Raw genomic sequence first — 18,296 nt, 5'->3', positions numbered from 1 at the left:
GTCAACTAAGAACAGTCACCTCGTATGACTAAACGAGTTGCTGGGCGATGGAGTTAGACAACGATGAAAGCACTCTCTTATAAAGGACAAAATTTATACTTTCTGATCTTGTAAAAAAGGGGGGTTAACATTTCAAAACAAAAAAGACCAGGTGTTTAAAATACCCGATCTCTTTTTTCGATCTTACTTACAACTAATACCCACCATATCATAAGTGGCTGAAACAATAGTCTGACCCAAAGCAACACTTGATTAGTCTCTTCTTGTCTAGGAGCAGGAACTCCTTTAATAGCTGCGTATATATTCGCCGGAAAAATTAAAACTAAATAAATAGCCGTGACGATTCCTGTCTTTTGACGAGTCTTTGGAATTAGCAAAAGGACAGCCAAGATGAATTCAATCATTCCTGTAATATAAACAATCTCTTCTCTTAGAGGAACGAACTCAGGAAGCATTCTCGAAAATCCTTGTGCTTCGGTAAAATGGGACACTCCTGCTAAAAAGAAGAAAAGTGAGAATAAAATCAGTCCGATGACCTTCAATACTTTTTTCCCTTTTCTCATATGTTAAAACCCTCGCATTCTCCTAAAATATAAGTCTACTTTTTTGCTTAATTTTCCATAAATAGACCATGCCATATTCTATCATATTTAATAAGTTAGTACACTCTTGAAGCTCTACAAAACTCATTTGAATCTGTTTACTTGTAGATATCATCGATAGTGGTTTATTCCATTCAAAAACGCTTTATTATCGTTATTTTCTAAACCATGTAATGCTTCCTGTAAGGCAAATGTCTTTTTATAAAATTTAACACGTTCACCTATATCAGTACCGTTTGGGTACAAGTTAATACATTGGTTAAACTAATCACCATAATAATCATAATAATTGAACAAAGCTGGATAAATGCTATACTTTATGATAGAGGTGATGAGAGTGAACTACTACATAACTTATGGAACGGCAGACTATTTAGAAAAAGTAAAAAGGGATCATCCAAACCTTCCAATGCAGCTTATGGAAAATGAACATACGGCGATGATTATGTATGAAAGTGAACAAGCGTCGATTTTTAATGAACCTAAACGCTATGAAGTCATTGACTCTTCAGGAATCATCGAAGAAAAGGGAAGGTTTGCTGTATTAAACAATATTCCTGTCACGATTGAAGGGAAACCTTTGTTCGAAAAACGCTTTAAAGATCGGGCCAGATTAATTGAAAAAGAACCTGGTTTTGTTGCTATCAGAGTTTTACGCCCTATCAACAGTGACACTTACGTAATTTTAACGTTATGGGAGTCAGAAGAAGCTTTTGAAAACTGGCAATCCTCCAAAGCTTATAATCACGCTCATAAAAAAAGAGGCACATCTGATGGAATTGACCAACAATCCATTTTCCCGCGCCCGTCATACGTTACAAAATTCCACTTAATAGAAGAGGAATAAACCCATTTGCATGGTTGAAATAGTGATTAATTTTCGCCATGCTTTTTTTTACAAAACTATTCAGCCATCTCTTTCATACTCTCCTTAAAAATAGAAATATGGTCATGTTGACAAATGACATCGACCTTTTCATTTCCTTTTTGATAGGTCGATAACGTACCCATTTGTGATACTTTTTCCCAACCGCTTACTTTGATATAAAAGCGATAAGAAGTTGGCATTCCGCAAATAACAGCTTCTCTCTTTAGCTCATATGATTCAAAGTCTTCACCACTATCAATCACATTCAAATTTTTAGGAACAGGAAAACGATCTAATTTTTCTGACTCTACATAATTGAAAAATACCCAAGAACCACTTATAAATAGACATAACGAAAGGATCAAAATGAACCAAATAGCTTTCTTCTTTTTCAACGTCTCCCCCTATCCTCACAAATCAAGAAATCGAAGTCTGTAGCTATATTTCGTATACTCCCCCAAATGTTTTGTAATACGATGATTCGCGACACCTCCAACCGCCGCCCCAATGATTGGCATGATTTGAAGCATTTTCGCTAAATCAATAAAATCGCGATATTCTTGTTGTAACGTTCGCCAATTGACCTCATTTACCTTCCTCTTATACTCATCCCAGTTCTCCATACGATTAATTAATTCCTTCCTATAAGGATGGCTAGAAAAGGCAAATTGAAAAACAGTTAACAAATAGACACGCTCTTCATACGCTTTTACATTTAATCCATAAATTTGGGCAGAATCAAATAACATCTTCATCTTGATCGATAAAAACAAAGGGAGATCGGCTAATCCTAAAAGCAATCCCCCTGCTCCAGTAGTAACTCCCTCGATTGTTGCTGTACGCTGGTATGATTTAACTAGTGCTTCAAAAGCAAGCTCTTTTTCTTCAAAAGTAAACTTTTCCTCCATAGGCGTAAGTTTGTTTATAAATCTTGACCCCTCTAATGTTGCCTCAATTAACGATTTAAGACTAACCGTAATCGCCTCATGTGCTTTCTCTGGGATATATGAATTTACCTTTCTCTGCATTTGTTTGGAAGCACGCATAAACATCGTTTCTTTTTGAATCTGCTTCTCCCGCCAAAGAATAGTTTCATCAATCATTTTTTGATCCACCTATTATTCACCCTTTAAATTTCTTTTAAATAACGCTTTAAAATATATTGATACACAAGAAAATAAGCAAACAACCCTTGCGCCAAAAATACAAGGAGACTAAAAATAGACATAACACTTACCAAAGAAACAATGGATAAAATGGATCCTTGAATGACCAATAATACAAATAGCAAGCGAGAGAAATTTGCACGCTTCTCTTCTTTAAGGATAGGATAAAGATCCGGTAAGATTAAAAAATCATATTTTTTATACAACACTGACAATTGAACGCCTGTTAAATAAATAATAGCAACAATTAAAAGCGCAATTCCCCATATAGGCAAGTCCATGAAAATCAAAAAGAGACCTCCAATAACCGTTAATCTAAACCAAAGTCCTATATAATCTCCTGATCGCAAGAAAGATGCTGTATATAAAAAGCGAAAGGTTTCTTTGTTTTGAAATGGAATCATCCTTAAAACAAAGTCAAAGATTTTTCTGCGCTTCACTTCATTTTTCACATGCGGCACATCAGTAAATAAATTCGCAAGACGGTAAAAGCGTTGCTGTTTCTTCTGCTCCTCTTCGATAAGATAGTTCCATCGAATAGGTTTGGAGATAGTCATTTTTCTAAAAAACAAAAGCAAACCGATCATCACGATGTAAACAACAATTGCTAACAACCATGATTGCTGAACAATAAGGAACACGGCGACAAAATTAACGGCGATCCTTAAAGCAGAATCAATCCACTTAGGTCCTCCATCTATGTAATGAATAAACATCCAAATCATATAATGGTTCCAAGCTCTTATTAGGACTAATTGAAGGAGTAAGAACAGATAATCGTTTCCATTATAGGAAGTACCCGTGCTATATAATGGGGCTAAAATAACGGCGACTAGTAACATCCACCCCATTTGTGTGACAAAACTAAAAACTAAAGCTGAACGAAAATATGAAGACATTTTTTCCTCTAACGGAAGCAGAAAAATTTGGTCTGGCTCTTCCAACAATGTTCGATTACCAACAAATGTTAACAGAAGTGTAAAGGAAAAAATAATCACCCAAATCGTTGGAAACCCTTCTGGAATGTCAGTCAGCCAATTGGAATACCCTATAGCTGCTGCACCTGCCAAAATAACGAGAACAATCAACAAATGATCATTCAACATATACTTCAAGTATTTCTGCATTTCTTCATAATGCTTTAATAGACGCTTTTTCCAAATTTCTTCAACACTATTCATTTTCTTGCTCCTTTGTCAACTGAATATAAATATCATCTAAAGTTGCACCAGGCATTTTGAATTTTTCTTGTAATTCAGCTAACGTTCCAGTTGCGCGGATCTCCCCTTCATGAAGAATAATAAACTTGTCACAATATCGTTCTGCTGTTGCTAAAATATGAGTCGACATTAAGATTCCCGCGCCCTCTTGCTTTGCTTTATCCATCTTCTCAAGCAAAGAATTAATAGCCAGTGGATCTAACCCTACAAAAGGCTCGTCTATTATATAAAGTGATGGTTCCACTAGAAAAGCACACATAATCATTACTTTTTGCTTCATTCCTTTTGAAAAATGTGCTGGGAACCATTTCAATCGTTTTTCCATACGAAATTCCTTCAACAAAGGAGAAAGCCTTTTCTCGAATTCTTTTTCTTCAATGCCATATGCCATTGCTGTTAAGCGAAGGTGTTCATGTAAGGTGAGTTCTTCATACAATATAGGCGTCTCAGGAATAAAACTAAATTGACTTCGATAAAAAGTTGAGTCTTCAGAAAAAGTTCGATCATTAATCGAAATCGTCCCTTTATGAGGTTTCATTAAACCAATAATATGCTTGATCGTTGTACTTTTTCCAGCACCGTTTAAACCAATTAAACCTACAATTTCATTTGCATTTATTTCAAAGGAGATTCCTTTTAAAACAGGATTCCTCGTATAACCACCTGTAATATCATTTACTTTTAATAATGTCATGAGTTCTTTTCTACCCTCTCTACGGATTTTTCTTTTTATTTTAACAAACTGTCCTGCACTTTTCTTCCTTTGAGAAAAAAATAAATCATTTTACATATTATTTAGAGAGCGGGGCATGATAATTTATGAAGAGGGGTAACACTTATTATTTAAACAACTTGATGTAAAAAATCAGTAAAGTTGAAACATGATGTACCGATGAAGGATGTCCACTTATTAACAAGGGGATGGTCGCATTGAACAGGATTGTGTCTTGTCAAGGTCACTAACATGCAAATGAGGTGTTTGTCAAGGACAACTTAGCTGTAATATAAGCATCTAATCGTTCTAACGAAAGTTTTGTAACGAACAGATAAGAAGAGTGTCCATCGTTCTCTTCTTTAATAATAATAAGCATCCTCTTCAAAGGGACAAGTTCTCATCAGAACTTGTCCCTTTTAATTTTATCTCATCTCTTTTTTATGGTAATATATTCTTGATAAGAAAGGCGCAAGCGCCGGTTTCGTCATAAAGAACAAAGGCATTCTTCATCACTATGGCAACGACCTCTCTAGCAATCGTAAACAAAGAAAAATTTATACTAAATTAAAGTTGAGGTGGAGGAAATTATGGAAGATTGTATCTTTTGTAAAATTGTAAATGGGGAAATTCCAAGTGCTAAAGTATTTGAAAATGAGCATGTTATTGCCTTTTTAGACATCAGTCAAGTATCTAAAGGACATACACTTGTTGTGCCTAAAAAACATAAAAAAGATTTGTTTGAATTATCAAATGAAGATGCTAAACAAATTTTTGAAGTTGTCCCTAAGATAGCGAGCAGCATTAAAAACCAATTTAATGCCATTGGATTAAACATCCTAAATAATAATGGTGAATCGGCTGGACAGACTGTCTTCCATTTTCACATGCACATTCTTCCCCGATATGGAAAAGGAGATGGGTTTGGCGCTGTTTGGAAATCACATGCTGACAAATATACACCTGCAGATCTTCAAGAGATTGCAACTAAAATTCAACAAGGTCTATAATTTTATAATGGATTGCTATGAGCAAGTGTGAGGAGCGTCAACTAATATAGAGAACTCCCCTGCTTGCACAACATGTGCACAAAAAATGAAACATTAGTTTTCAACTCAAGCTGGTCCTCCTACATAACGCCCATGTGAATTTATCTAAAATCGTCAAAAATTTTAAAAAACCATACTTCTCACAAACATCCTTAATAGGTTACAATGTAGTTTAAATATTCTGTTATTAACGTAGGAGGCCTTTTAGATGGAAAGAGTACATAACTTTAATGCTGGACCAGCCGCATTACCAGAATCAGTTATTCAACAAGCAAAAGAAGAACTTCTTAACTTTCAACAAACAGGTATGTCCATCATGGAGATGAGTCACCGTAGCAAAGAATATGATTTGATCCACAACGAAACTAAACAATTATTATTAGAGCTTCTATCTATTCCAAATGATTACGAAATCCTTTTTCTTCAAGGAGGAGCAAGTCAGCAATTTGCTCTCATTCCTATGAATTTCTTATCAAGTAATCAAAAAGCTTATTACGTTATGACAGGCTCATGGTCTGAAAAAGCGTTAAAAGAGGCCAAAAAAATTGGCCAAGCTGTAGAGTTTCTTTCATCTAAAGAAGACCTATATCGCTATATTCCAACTATAGAAGATAAAAAAGTAAAACAACTTGAAGATGCTGCCTACCTTCACTTAACTTCCAATAATACGATTTACGGAACTCAATGGAATCAGTTCCCTAATTATAAAGTCCCCCTGTTTGCTGATATGTCAAGTGATATTATGAGTCGAGAAATAAAAATAGAGCAATTTGACTTCATTTACGCCGGGGCACAAAAAAACTTAGGGCCTGCCGGAGTCACAGTTGTCATTATGAAAAAATCACTGATTGAGCAATGTAACCGTTCAATTCCAGCCATATTTCAATACAAAACACATGCAAACAAGAATTCCTTATATAACACGCCACCAACTTTTTCTATTTATATGCTTTCGTTAGTTCTGGAATGGATTAAACAAAATGGAGGAATTCAGCAAGTTGAAACAATAAATAACCAAAAAGCAAAACTCCTTTATGATACGATTGATAACAGTCAAGGTTTTTATACAGCACACGCCCTAAAAGACAGTAGATCCAAAATGAATGTGACCTTTACTTTAAAAGATGAACATTTAACGAATTTGTTCTTGAAAGAAGCAAAAGAGCATCAATTTATTGGTCTTAACGGACATCGTTCCATTGGCGGTTGTCGTGCCTCTATTTATAATGCTGTTTCATTAAATAGCGTACAACAGCTTAGTCAGTTTATGCACAACTTTCAAAAAAGGTACGAATAGGATTTAAAGAAGAAATAACAGGCTAATCACTAGAAACAACACACCACCGATACCGAATATAGATGCTTTTTGATACAATACTCGTTTTGGTGGATAAGAAACCGATGCTTGCGATAAGTTGATATAATAAATAGCTCCAAAAAACAGTAAAAAACTAATCGTAAATAAAATGATGATAAGTATCATTTCATCCCCACTCCTCCCATGAAATATATTTATGCACGATTCCTATATCGTATGAACAGCATGGACACTTTATTGACAATAGGAGAACTACTTTTAATCAAAATGCAAAGGAGATGAAACCCGCTAGATACATCATTTTATCTAGCTGCTTACTATGTCTAAGAAAAATTTTTTATATGGATTGTTTTTAGGAACAATCGTTAGTGGCGTATCCGTTTTGTTATCAACATCTAAATCTGGAAAAGACACACGAGAAGCGGTAAAAGAAAAATCTTTAAAAATAAATGAAATAACAAATCAATTAAACGGTGACATAAGAAACATTTCAAACCAATTAAAAACGGTATCTAAAGAAAGTAAAATCATCCTACAAGAAGTATCTGAAGATATACAAAAATCGGTTGCCTCATGGCAAAAAGATATTAAACCAAATAAACAATCCATTGAAATAAACCTTAAAAAAATTGAAAAAGACCTCCAGTCATTAGAAAAATTCATTAAAAGATAATTACTTTTTATTATTTAAAAACAGTTCATTGTTAGAAAAAATGAACTGTTTTTGTTTTAAGAAGGCTTTCATTATCTCTTCATAAAAATTTTTATAAAATTTTGTCAATTAACACTTTATTAATCTTTATTTTATTGGCATAATAGATAGTATTAGAACCAATAGTATTTTAAAGTAGGTGATGGGATGAAAAGAACGATGGATGAATACTCAGTTAAAGAAGCATTAATATTTAGTCAGCGGGTTGCTCAACTTAGTAAAGCGTTATGGAAATCAATTGAAAAAGATTGGCAAAACTGGATTAAACCGTATGATTTAAACATCAATGAACATCATATCCTATGGATCGCATATCACTTAAAAGGAGCTACCATTTCTGAAATAGCTAAATTTGGAGTAATGCATGTTTCAACTGCTTTTAACTTCTCAAAAAAACTCGAAGAAAGGGGTTATCTTGTATTCTCTAAGAAAGAAAATGATAAACGCAACACCTATATTGAATTAACAGAAACTGGAGAAAAGTTGTTGCTAGAAATATTGGAAGTATATGAACCAAGTCGAAACTCTGTCTTTAAAGGTGCTGTCCCTCTTAAAAATATTTATGGTAAATTTCCAGAAATCATCGAGGTGATGAGTATCATTCGAAGCATTTATGGAGAAGACTTCATGGATATATTTGAAAGAACTTTTGATAATATAGAAAAAGAATTCGTGGAGGAAAATGGGAAGTTATATAAATCTTCTGACTTAAATGAGCAACCATCCATCACTGATGTTTCCATTTCATAAGCTCAGTCATTAAGTCAACAAACAACCCTTGATCCTTTAAAGAATTCATAGTTTCATCCACTGGTAATGCTGTGGGTAACTGTTTTTCAAAAAGCGTAAGGAGACTCGTGAATACGACGTAGCCTTGCGCTCTTTGCTTCCCTAACTCTTCCTCCAAATCTTCACAAAGGCTGAATAGTTGTTCTACTTCACTTTTTGTTACATTCTTTTTAATAACTAAATGATAGAATGGATACGCCCCTCCTTCAATCATCTGTAAAAAGAGTTGTTGATAGTATTCAAGCGTTTGAATTCTTTCCTCTAATTGATTCATTCATATCACAGCTTTCCTCATTATCTTATTATTTTAATATGAAGCGTCACTCCTTCCAAGGCATTTGGACCATTTTTGAAGCAACACCACTTAACCGGACTTTTTTTCTAGCTAACTCATATTTTATCTAAAACAGTAAATAAAGAAAAGCTTTTTACAATATTGTCTATATAACCTAAAGAAGGGGGGGCAATCTTCACATATTCCAAAAATTCATCCAATATTATTTTTAAAAATAGGTATTGATTTTTTGGAACGAACATCGTAAAGTATGTATGTAAATTGGCGGCACTGAATGAGATATTCATATATAGTAGGTGATAATAATGAACTGTTGGAAAACAATAAACTTATCTAAAGATATTGGACTTTATAAAATATATTTTTTATCTTTAATCGTTATGTTTTTTAGCTTTATCGCAGTTTATCTTCCTCTTAATCTAATTTTTCAGGGCATTCATTTAAGAGAGGATAACTTTATTTATTTAGTATTATTTTTTATTGTACTAGTACCTATACACAAATTACTTCATATTTTACCTTTATGGCTTCGATTCCAAAAGGTAAATATTCAAGTTAAATGGTCTAATATGTTTATTCCTATTTTTCGAACAAAAGCATGCCGAGCTGTTACGAAAAGATTGTTACTTATTTCTTTAATGACTCCATTTATTGTGATATCTATTTTGTTTATGGCTTGCATCATTTTGTTCCCAAATTATTTTCATTACTTTAGCATTGCCCTAGCCTTTCATATCGGTTGTTGTGTTCCTGATTTTGTTTGTATTAACCAAATGATTAGAGCACCGAGATTTTGTATGATTGAGGAAGTTGAGGATGGGTACGACATACTGGTGAGACAATAAGAAAAGCTCAGAGCGCCCATTTAGAGACGGAAGGGATTATTGCCTTCTATAAAAACACAAAGAGCTTGATATGAATCAAGCTCTTTTTCATTTATAAACATGTCTTGTTAAATATAAGATTAGTTAGCTGCATAAACTTCTTAAAGTATATTGTTTTTTGATATTACTGGGAATTTAACTTTATATTCAAGCTATCTTTTTTTAGCTTTTTTTGATAATGTATAGTATATGAAAGGGGGGATCTCATGATATATTTTTACTTTATCCTGTTTGCCATTTTTATCTTGTATTATATAAATCACTTAACAAATTCTCTATGTATCGTCCGAGAGATTCCTGAAGAACGCCAACCAAATGTTTTCAGGACAATCAATATTTTAATTACCATCTTATTAGTTTCATCGTACATAGAAATTCTTTATTCATAATGCAAGTACATACTATTTTTACACTGGTGAGCCTATATGCCCACCAGTTTTTAAATGATAAAAATAAAGAGAGCGATCATTTTTCGTTACACACAAACAAAAAAGTCTCCTTTTCCTAGTAATTGAAGGGCTTAAAGAAACCAGGGAAATTGTGACTACGTTGCATTTTGAGGAATAATCGAGAAGTAAGCAGTTTTTTTTGAAGAAAGTGAAGGATCATTGCATTTTACTCTTTTAGAAAAGCTCATGGCGCACGTTCAGCAAGATTGATATTGGAAACTTAAAATTATACACCGGTAAAAATTAACCAATCATTATAGGACCATTATTCGTGACTATTTCACTAAATAAAACCGTTTTAAAAATGTGTGATATTGTGTGATTTTCATTCTATTTTAAGCCTGTTGTTGCAAATAAACTTGATTCATGTCAAAATGTTTAATAGTATTTAATTGGCTTTCATATTAACAGAAAATTTTTGAGTAATAGGAGATGTATAAAATGAAAAAGATGATTATCGCAGCATTCACAGCGACTAGCATATTAGCGTTAGGAGCATGCTCAAACAGCGAAGACGTTGTTGAAACAAAAGTAGGAAACATTACGAAAGAAGATCTTTATGAAAAAATGAAAGCGAACGTTGGAGAAGATGTTTTAACATCACTTGTCCAAGAAAAAGTTCTTAGTGATAAATATGAAGTAACGGATAAAGAAATTGATGCTGAATTAACTGAATTAGAAGAACTTTATGGTGCTCAATATCAAATGGCTGTTCAGCAAAATGGTGAAGAAATGATCAGAGAGTCAGCTAAAATGAATTTACTTATTCAAAAGTTAGCCGTTGATACATTTGACCTTAGTGATGAAGAGTTACAAGAATACTATGATAACTTAGTAGCGAAAGCAAGTCACATTTTAGTAACTGATGAAGAAATGGTTGCTGAAGTTCAAGAAAAATTAGATGCAGGTGAAGACTTTTCTGAGCTTGCGGCTCAATATTCTCAAGATGGATCCGCTCAAAATGGTGGAGATCTTGGATGGTTCTCTAAAGGAGATATGGTTAAAGAATTTGAAGAAGCAACTACCAAGTTAAAAGAAGGCGAAATTAGTGGACCAGTAAAATCAGAATTTGGAACACATTTTATAACTGTAACAGAAGAGAAAAAATCTTTTGATGAAATGAAAGATGAGTTGAAAGATAAGTTACTCCAAGAAAAAATGCAAACCAACCAAGCTGAACTACAAGCTGCAATAGACAAGCTTGTTGAAGATGCAGACATTAAAGTACTCGATGAGGACTTAGAAGACACGTTTAAAAAAGAAGAAGAGTCAACTGAAGAGGGTACAACTGAAGAAGGTACAACTGAAGAAGGTACAACTGAAGAAGGTACAACTGAAGAAGGTACAACTGAAGAAGGTTCCTCTGATGAAGAATCAACCGAAGATGAAAGCAGTGAAGAATAAGAGCAATATCGTTTAAAGTACAACAAAGGAGTGTAAAACTAATTTTACGCTCCTTTTGTTTGTGCTTTTTTCTTTCTTTGTTCACGTTCTTTTTCCATGCGTTCGATGTAGATTTCTCCTTCTTTTTCGATAAAGGCTTCATCTATTTCTTGCTCTTTTTTAAAATTAGTAAATGCCATATATCCGCTAAAAAGAATTCCAACAATACAGAAATATACCCACCAAGGCAGAGTAAGCAAATCATTTCTCCTCCTTTTAAGACAAGCTCTATACGTAAAGCTTATGAGAGAAATGACGAAAAAAGAACTTTAACAATTAAAAATTAGGTTTATAAAAAGAGCGGTTATCTAAAGCGAATACACGGTCGGAGAACTCACCGGGTTTAACATGCTCTAACTCTTTATCAAACATATTCATTTTTGCATCAATGTTATCAATATAGTGAAGAATTTCTGCTTCCTTTACCATAGGTGGCTTAGGACTGCCCCATTCTGCTTTACCATGATGAGATAAGACAATATGCTGTAGAACCATCACTTCTTCCTCATTTTCCAGTTCTAGCTCTTTTGCTGCCTCTTTAATTTCATTCACCATAATAGAGATGTGGCCCAACAAATTTCCTTCAATCGTATACGAAGTCGCAATTGGCCCTGAAAGTTCAATAACTTTTCCTAAGTCGTGCAAAATCACTCCCGAATATAATAAATCACGATTTAACGAAGGATATAAGTCACATATTGATTTAGCTAAATTAAGCATGGAAACCACATGGTACGCTAATCCCGAAACAAATTCATGATGGTTTTTCGTTGCAGCTGGGAATTCCATAAAAGCAGATTGATGTTTTTTCAGTAAATGACGGGTCATTCGTTGTATCGTTGAATTTTTCATATCAAAAATAGCTTGAGTAATCGTCTCCATCATTTCATCTTTGGCTAATGGTGCTGTTTCGACTAAATCACCAACAGAAATATGATCAGAAGTGTTTGCCACTCGGATTGTACGTATTTTTAATTGATATCGTCCTTTATAATGATGAATATCACCAAAGACAATAACAATGCTCTTCGGCTTATACATTTCTTCATCAGAAGAAGAAGCATCCCATAGCTTCGCCTCAATCTCACCAGATTTATCTTGTAGCATTAATGTTAAATATGGCTTTCCATTGCTAGCAATGCCTTTTGATTGAGATTTCACTAGTAAAGGAAGGTTTACTTGTTCTCCTACTTCAAACTGCCTAACACCTTTAACGGTCATCACTCTTCCCCCTGTCTATTTATTCTTTCAGTATAACATAGCTCGCCTTAAATCGTTCGTTACGCTTCTTCTGCACATAGACTTGATAATTGAATTACCTCTTGATCATATTGATGACAAGTAAAAAATAATATTTGATGATCTTCACTCATCATTTTTAAAATACGGAAAATTTTTCGCCTCCTTAAGCAATCATAATTGACCAAAAGATCATCCATTACAATGGGCAAGTTAATCGTTTGACTAAAAGACTGAATAAGTGCCAGTTTCGTGGCCACATAAAGCTGTTCTGCTGTTGCTTGACTTAGTTCATACGCATAATAAAGTTGTCCATCATGACTCTTTATCATGAATGAATCTTGATCTTCTGGAAGTAAAACTTCCGTATAAACACCACTAGTGACTTGAATAAAAAATTGGGTAATCGTTTGTATCAGCTCTGGAATTTTTTTTGTTCGATATTCATTTAATGTTTGTTGTATTAGTTCCTTGGCTGTTGAATAGGTTGCCCATTCCTTCGCTAACTCTTTCACTTCTGCTCTAGCCTGCTGAACTTTCATTGTCATATCTGATCTTGTTTCTGATTTCTCCATCTCTTTTAATTCAAACATTGTTTGAGAATAACGTTCTTGTAATTCTTCCATTTTTGCTTGTAGATGATTTAATTCCAACCCTATTTTTGTTATTCTTTTATTTAGACTATCTTCTTCTTTTAGTTCTTCTTGTCCATTTAAACCTCTTAAATCTAATTGCTCTTTTAGCCAAAACAGCTTTTCAGTCAATTCTTTGCGTTGTTGACTGCGTTTCGCAAGTTCAACAAATTCTTCAATAGAAGAGCTGCCTAGCCCTTGTAATCGACTATTTATTTTCTTTTCAAGCTCGCTCTTTTTTTCTTCATAGAAGCGAGTTTGATTCGTAAAATTCTCTAGCTGCTCCAGTAAATACTCCTTCCTTTTCTGTTGCTCCTGAACTTCTTTTCTCTCCGACAAACTTTTACGCAAATCAACTTCTTCGCACAGTTGTTGCCCTGAAATTTCTTTATACATTTGTTGATATTGTTGTAAAGAATCTTTTAAAGGTTTCTCTTGTGACTTTAAAGACTGCACATTTTTATATAATATTTGAACCTCTTCTATTTCTTCATAAAAATCTACTATTTTTTCAGTCTCTAGCGGTTGTGTTATATTCCATTCTTCTAGTAAATTTTCGATTTGAGTTCGATGATTATAAAAGCTTTCTTCCCATTTTTCAAATTGAGCGATAATACTATCTAACTCTTTCTCTACATTCGTTTGTTGCCTTTTTTCCAACTCTAACTGTTGTGTATAGTGATGATGGCGATGCTTTTTTTCTCTTAACTCATTCAGTCGCTCTTCTGTTATCACCTTTTTTCCACTACCTATTTCTTTATTGGGTTTTTTCCCCAACATAAAAACCGACAGTAAACACACACATACACCAATTGCCACATAAAGAAATTGATTATTTAGAATGGAAGAAATGATAAGCACGGTCCCTAAAAGGAGAAAAAGAACACTCGAGATAAGCGTTTGATGTTTTTGATTATGTATACTACGTGTATCCATTTGATCTTCTAGCTCTTTTAAATTATGATGAAGATCGTTCAGCTCTTTTTCGGAAAGTCGTTGCTGTTCAATTTGGTCCATATGATCTTCACATTCTTGAAGCTTGGCAGATGCATGTTCAAACTGTTCGTCTAACCATTTTTTTCGCTCAGACAATTGTTCTCCTTGTGTACTCAGCTTTTTTACTTTCTCTTTATTAAAAAAAGTAGGGATGGACAAAACAGTCTCATCCAAATCTGTTGTACCCATAATAGAATAATATTGTTCTTTTAATTGTTGTTCTTTTACTTTTCTTTCAGCTATTAAATCGTTTAACTGCTGCTTTTTATCTAGAAAAGAAGATGCATGATTGGCTATATAATTCCATTCTTCCTCCTTATTCAAATACTTATTATCAAGATTTAAATTCCTTCTTTGGCTATCTAAAAGTTTTTGTTCCCGTTTAAAATAGTCTAATTTTTCCTCGATGATTCCCAGATCTTCTTTGTGTGAACTTACTATATCTAATTCTTTGCTGTTTATTTCGATATCAGGTAATTGCTTTTGTTTAGTTAAAGTCAATTGATATTCGGATAATAAAGGAAAAGACTCTTGATACTTCACTAGTCTATCTTTTTCGACTGTTTTTTCAACGATTGATTGCTTAACAGTATCCAGTTCTTCTTTTAAACGATTCTTCTCTAACCATATAAACTGATATTTCTCTTCTTCCTTCACTATTCGTAAGCGTTCTTTTTCTAGCTTTTCTAGCTCCACTAATTTTTCATTTAAAGGGGGCTTTCTACCGTAAGGTTTATAAATGTCATCCATTAACTTTTCTAACTGACTTTCTAGCTCCCATATTCGGTCCGATTCTGTAATACTGGCATAAAGCAAATACCGACCAATTTCCTTCTTTGATAAACGATGAACATTTTGTACACCTTCAAGGTGAAATCCAAATAAGGCATCGTACATGGACTGCGTCATGTTTCCTATTAAATTTGCTAATTCTTCTTTCCCACCTCTTTGACCATCTTCGTAGTAAAGGGTTACATCTCCCTCCACTAATTTTCCTTGAATGCGCTCAATCAAAATAGTTTCATAAGATTGAGTTTCAACCTTAACTGTTCCTCCGTACTTATTCCCTTTTTTCGGAATGTACCTTTGTAAATTCGTTTGTTTAGAAGGAAAACCAAATAAGACCGCTTTAATAAAAGAAATGATGGTTGTCTTTCCAGCTTCATTTTCACCATAAATCACTTGGAATGGTTGATCTTGAAAAGTAAACTTTCGATCTTCAAACTGACCAAATCCATAAATATGAATGTGTTTAATTTTCAAAGGCTCACCCCCTATTCAGGAAATATTGTAGTCGCCTTGAGGCATCTTCAACAATTTCTTGTTTTTCTTCTTCTGAGAAATGTAAGTCTAGTTTTCTAAAGAAAGGATGTTTTTCGTAACTTTGAAGCGCTTTTTTCAATACTTGGTCGTCACTTGTCATTTTTTTTATATCTGAATAAAAACCGCCCTGATTGTCCTCATCGTCAGGAGGGGTAATATGTAAGTGGATCTTCGACAACCATACAACAGATTCTTGATCTCGTTCAGGTGCATTAATATATTCAACGACATCATCAAGTTCTCCCTGTTCCATCATTTCGTAATAAAAAGCCGCTTTACCTCTTAAGTCGATCTCTATTATGGTATTATGATTATGGTCTTTTAAACGTTGTTTAACAAGATCTATTTTGGTGATAAGATCATCAATTGTTTGCATAGATTCAACGTGTATTTCTTCTTTTTCAAAGTGAATGAGGCTCGTTTGATAAAAATGGAGGGTTGTTTCAAGTTTAGACATTTCGACAACATAGACCCCTTTATTTCCTGTTTCTTTGCGATGTCTCCCTTGAATATTTCCCGGGTAAGTAATAAAAGGCTCCGTTTTGTGAAGAAATTGTCGTTTATGAATATGACCGAGAGCCCAATAATCAAATTCTTTATGTAACAATTGCTTTACCGTAAATGGACAATATGGATGATGGCCTTGGCTTCCATCACTTCCATGAAGTAATCCAATGTGAAATGGAGCATTAGATTGCTTTATATAAGAGTCAACGATAGGCTCATACACTGCTTTTTTCGGATAACTATATCCATAAAGGGTCGCAACTAACTGTTCGTCTTTATACACATCTTTCGCTTCTACTTTTCGATCTGAAAATACATGGACGTTTTCCGGCCATTCGATTCTACTCCATCTTCCTCCAGTAAAATCATGATTCCCGTGAACGATATAGACTGGAATATTTTCATCCTTTAAGCGTTCAAACCCTTGTCTAATGGCAAGCCTGCGCCTTAAGACTACGATTTTCTTCATCATATAAATCACCAACAAGTAAAACAAAATCAACTTTGTGTCGTATCGCATGCTCAATCAAGTTTTGATAAGCTTCAAATGTACTTTTTTTTTAGTAAATCAACCAAGAACGGAGGTAAGTGTGACATTCCTGTGAAAGGACTATCAATATGTAAATCTGCCGCATGAAGAAATTTAATCGTTTCCAACTCGCTCACCTTTTCAGTTTTCTACATTTTTATTTCTACTCTATTTTAACAGTTAAAAAAACCGAATGCACGTTCTAAATAGAAAAGCGGAAGCGCTCGTTTTGCGACGTGGGGGCTTGAAATCTCCGCATGAGATAAAGGAAACACGAATAGCCGCAGGCTTCGATGTTGACTTATCGTAAGGAGGAGGGTGAAAACTTACGAGTCGCTGGGCGCAGAAGCTAGACAATAGAAAAGCGGAAGCGCTTTGAATAGACACGACCAGCATAAGGCGAACATAACGTGAAGGTGTTCTTTACCTTCACAAAATGTTTGACTTATGACCTCGAGTGGCTGACGATGATGCTAGCACTTCCTGTGCGTCGAAAACCTTATCAGTCGCTGGGCGCTGGAGCTAGGAAACAATGAACGCACTATCCAAATAAGGACAGTTTTTCATGCTTTCTTACTCTGTAATAAAAAACAACCTCCCATATTTATGAAAGGTTGTCTCATCAGTAAATCTTTTTATCTCTTCACAGCATGAAGATAGTGGATAGGCTTAAAAGCTGACAGACGATCAGATCGATTTTGAAAATAACGATCATTAATTTTTTGGGGTGTCAAATGTTCATAAATCAATAAATCTAAATTCCCCAATACCTCTTCTATTTCATTACGTGAAAAACATGATTTCATTGGCTCACCACTAACTTCAGCCATCTTCACCATGTTTTCCACTCGATTAAAAAGTCCTTTCTCTTCAAGTAAGGTTTCATCTGCATAATCAAAGACAATCGAGCTTCCAGAAGGTACATATTCAAAAATCTCTTCGAACAATGTTACAAACTCATTTTTCGTTAAATAATAGGAAACACCTAATAGACTACTAAACGTTTTTGTTTGATATAACCCATTTTTTTTAAGTTGTTGAAGTGAAAATCCCTTCGTAAAATCCATTGGTATAAAGTGAAGATTGCTTGGTGATTCTAAATCAAGGTGGCTAAGTCTTTCCTTTTTAAATTGCTGTGTGGCTGGATAATCAATTTCAAATACATTAAGAGCTTTTTTAAATTCAGGATACCTAAAGCAAAACGTATCGAATCCTGCTCCGAGGATTAAGTATTGATTTACCCCGCCCTTCACCTCATTAAATAATATATTTTCACAGAAAGCCGATCTTGATAGCGTAATTGGTGCCAATTGAACGTGAATAATCCACTGTAAAATTTCCTCTTCCTTTTCACCTTCTAAATCTTTATTAAAAAACTGAGCGTTTTGAACAAGGTTATCTCTAATATTCTTTGTTTCTTTTTCAAGCACTAAGTCTTTAGCTATAAAATCATCGAATATAATTGGGTGATCAAATTGACTATGATAGGCTCTTGCATATGCTGTAATCAATGAAGTGATACTAGACTGACCTGCTTTCACATAAGCACATCCCTTCACTTTC

At 34.1% G+C, this 18,296-nt stretch carries 19 protein-coding genes and 1 pseudogene; 8 read left to right on the top strand and 12 right to left on the bottom strand.

Annotation, left to right across the window (positions count from 1 at the left end; all coding sequences use genetic code 11):
• Positions 1-155 precede the first annotated feature (155 nt).
• The gene (locus LC087_RS01005; protein WP_226539323.1) at positions 156-563 is read right to left on the bottom strand and encodes a DoxX family protein; all 408 of its coding nucleotides are present in this window, start codon (positions 561-563) and stop codon (positions 156-158) included.
• Between the two features lie 376 nt (positions 564-939).
• Here LC087_RS01005 and LC087_RS00995 point away from each other — a divergent pair, with 376 nt between their 5' ends.
• Positions 940-1,449, top strand: a complete 510-nt coding sequence (locus LC087_RS00995; RefSeq protein ID WP_226539324.1) for an antibiotic biosynthesis monooxygenase family protein — start codon at positions 940-942, stop codon at positions 1,447-1,449.
• 56 nt (positions 1,450-1,505) lie between these two features.
• On the opposite strand, the gene LC087_RS00990 is transcribed toward LC087_RS00995, so the two are convergent.
• From LC087_RS00990 to LC087_RS00975, 4 genes are read right to left on the bottom strand one after another with little or no spacing between them, the layout of a single operon-like run.
• Entirely contained in the window at positions 1,506-1,865 is a 360-nt protein-coding gene (locus LC087_RS00990) for a hypothetical protein (RefSeq protein ID WP_226539325.1), read from the bottom strand.
• 15 nt (positions 1,866-1,880) lie between these two features.
• A complete protein-coding gene (locus LC087_RS00985) occupies positions 1,881-2,573 on the bottom strand; it encodes an EcsC family protein (protein ID WP_226539326.1) in 693 nt (230 codons plus the stop codon).
• A 26-nt stretch (positions 2,574-2,599) separates the two neighbouring features.
• Positions 2,600-3,817: an ABC transporter permease gene (locus LC087_RS00980; protein ID WP_226539327.1), complete on the bottom strand. Its 1,218-nt coding sequence runs from the start codon at positions 3,815-3,817 to the stop codon at positions 2,600-2,602.
• Positions 3,810-4,550: an ABC transporter ATP-binding protein gene (locus tag LC087_RS00975; protein ID WP_226539328.1), complete on the bottom strand. Its 741-nt coding sequence runs from the start codon at positions 4,548-4,550 to the stop codon at positions 3,810-3,812. The genes LC087_RS00980 and LC087_RS00975 overlap by 8 nt, the downstream gene beginning before the upstream one ends.
• A gap of 608 nt (positions 4,551-5,158) precedes the next feature.
• On the opposite strand from LC087_RS00975, the gene LC087_RS00970 reads away from it, so the two are divergent.
• Together LC087_RS00970 and serC are read left to right on the top strand one after the other, a co-directional pair.
• Positions 5,159-5,578, top strand: coding sequence for an HIT family protein (locus tag LC087_RS00970; protein WP_226539329.1), 420 nt, complete (start codon positions 5,159-5,161; stop codon positions 5,576-5,578).
• A gap of 247 nt (positions 5,579-5,825) precedes the next feature.
• A complete protein-coding gene (gene serC / locus LC087_RS00965; RefSeq protein WP_226539330.1) occupies positions 5,826-6,914 on the top strand; it encodes a phosphoserine transaminase in 1,089 nt (362 codons plus the stop codon).
• Positions 6,915-6,917: 3 nt separating this feature from the next.
• Here the strand turns inward: serC and LC087_RS00960 are convergent, their stop codons facing one another.
• Complete coding sequence (locus tag LC087_RS00960) at positions 6,918-7,100, bottom strand: membrane protein YhzF (protein WP_226539331.1); 183 nt, start codon at positions 7,098-7,100, stop codon at positions 6,918-6,920.
• Between the two features lie 154 nt (positions 7,101-7,254).
• Between LC087_RS00960 and LC087_RS00955 the strand changes: the two genes are divergently transcribed.
• Together LC087_RS00955 and LC087_RS00950 are read left to right on the top strand one after the other, a co-directional pair.
• Positions 7,255-7,608, top strand: a complete 354-nt coding sequence (locus LC087_RS00955) for a YtxH domain-containing protein (protein WP_226539332.1) — start codon at positions 7,255-7,257, stop codon at positions 7,606-7,608.
• A gap of 186 nt (positions 7,609-7,794) precedes the next feature.
• Positions 7,795-8,397, top strand: coding sequence for an HTH-type transcriptional regulator Hpr (locus LC087_RS00950; protein ID WP_226539333.1), 603 nt, complete (start codon positions 7,795-7,797; stop codon positions 8,395-8,397).
• On the opposite strand, the gene LC087_RS00945 is transcribed toward LC087_RS00950, so the two are convergent.
• Positions 8,375-8,710, bottom strand: coding sequence for a DUF1878 family protein (locus LC087_RS00945; protein WP_226539334.1), 336 nt, complete (start codon positions 8,708-8,710; stop codon positions 8,375-8,377). The two genes, LC087_RS00950 and LC087_RS00945, sit on opposite strands and share 23 nt — an antisense overlap.
• A gap of 326 nt (positions 8,711-9,036) precedes the next feature.
• Here LC087_RS00945 and LC087_RS00940 point away from each other — a divergent pair, with 326 nt between their 5' ends.
• The 3 genes and pseudogenes from LC087_RS00940 to LC087_RS00930 form a co-directional block, all read left to right on the top strand.
• The gene (locus LC087_RS00940; RefSeq protein WP_226539335.1) at positions 9,037-9,576 is read left to right on the top strand and encodes a DUF3267 domain-containing protein; all 540 of its coding nucleotides are present in this window, start codon (positions 9,037-9,039) and stop codon (positions 9,574-9,576) included.
• Between the two features lie 245 nt (positions 9,577-9,821).
• Positions 9,822-10,004 (top strand): hypothetical protein, encoded by a 183-nt coding sequence (locus LC087_RS00935; RefSeq protein WP_264189838.1) that lies wholly within the window; start codon positions 9,822-9,824, stop codon positions 10,002-10,004.
• Positions 10,005-10,505: 501 nt separating this feature from the next.
• Positions 10,506-11,327, top strand: a pseudogene (locus LC087_RS00930) (peptidylprolyl isomerase); the annotation flags it as partial.
• Positions 11,328-11,512: 185 nt separating this feature from the next.
• Here LC087_RS00930 and LC087_RS00925 read toward each other — a convergent pair.
• The 5 genes from LC087_RS00925 to LC087_RS00905 all read right to left on the bottom strand — a co-directional run bounded on the left by LC087_RS00925 (position 11,513) and on the right by LC087_RS00905 (position 18,274).
• Positions 11,513-11,707, bottom strand: a complete 195-nt coding sequence (locus LC087_RS00925; protein WP_226539336.1) for a sporulation YhaL family protein — start codon at positions 11,705-11,707, stop codon at positions 11,513-11,515.
• A gap of 76 nt (positions 11,708-11,783) precedes the next feature.
• Positions 11,784-12,728, bottom strand: a complete 945-nt coding sequence (gene yhaM / locus LC087_RS00920; RefSeq protein ID WP_226539337.1) for a 3'-5' exoribonuclease YhaM — start codon at positions 12,726-12,728, stop codon at positions 11,784-11,786.
• 59 nt (positions 12,729-12,787) lie between these two features.
• The gene (locus tag LC087_RS00915; RefSeq protein WP_226539338.1) at positions 12,788-15,637 is read right to left on the bottom strand and encodes an ATP-binding protein; all 2,850 of its coding nucleotides are present in this window, start codon (positions 15,635-15,637) and stop codon (positions 12,788-12,790) included.
• 4 nt (positions 15,638-15,641) lie between these two features.
• A complete protein-coding gene (locus tag LC087_RS00910) occupies positions 15,642-16,673 on the bottom strand; it encodes a metallophosphoesterase family protein (RefSeq protein WP_306019822.1) in 1,032 nt (343 codons plus the stop codon).
• Positions 16,674-17,368: 695 nt separating this feature from the next.
• Positions 17,369-18,274, bottom strand: a complete 906-nt coding sequence (locus tag LC087_RS00905) for a class I SAM-dependent methyltransferase (protein ID WP_226539340.1) — start codon at positions 18,272-18,274, stop codon at positions 17,369-17,371.
• Between the last annotated feature and the right edge of the window lie 22 nt (positions 18,275-18,296).

Source organism: Bacillus carboniphilus (assembly GCF_020524035.2).
Classification (GTDB): Bacteria; Bacillota; Bacilli; order Bacillales; family JAIVKR01; genus Bacillus_CC.
Note: the sequence above shows the minus strand (reverse complement) of the source record. Positions and strands in the feature narration are given on the sequence as shown.